The organism is Acinetobacter sp. COS3, from assembly GCF_000475335.1.
GTDB lineage: Bacteria > Pseudomonadota > Gammaproteobacteria > Pseudomonadales > Moraxellaceae > Acinetobacter > Acinetobacter venetianus.
On sequence record NZ_AXCD01000022.1, the window covers coordinates 1 to 257 of the forward strand.

A 257-nucleotide genomic window follows, 5' to 3' on the forward strand; every position below is an offset into this window, starting at 1 on the left:
TTGGATCAAGTAATGGTGCATCTGGTGCAGTCGTATCAACCGTTAACGTTGATGTTGCTGTTGATGAGTTGCCTGCTGGATCTGTCGCAGTCACTGTCACCGTGTAAGCACCATCTGTTAACGCTGGCAATGTATTGTCTGCCAATGTCCATGTGCCATCACCATTGTTGGTCGCTGGGTAATCCTCACCATTGACATTCACGGTCACCGTTGCCGTTGGGTCGTTCACTGTTCCTGTTAATGCAGGCGTATTGTCA

General features: G+C 49.0%; 1 protein-coding gene. It reads right to left on the reverse strand.

Annotation, left to right across the window (positions count from 1 at the left end; all coding sequences use genetic code 11):
- Positions 1 to 257: Ig-like domain-containing protein (locus tag IO68_RS26105; RefSeq protein WP_023013471.1), on the reverse strand; the 257-nt coding region annotated here is incomplete at both ends.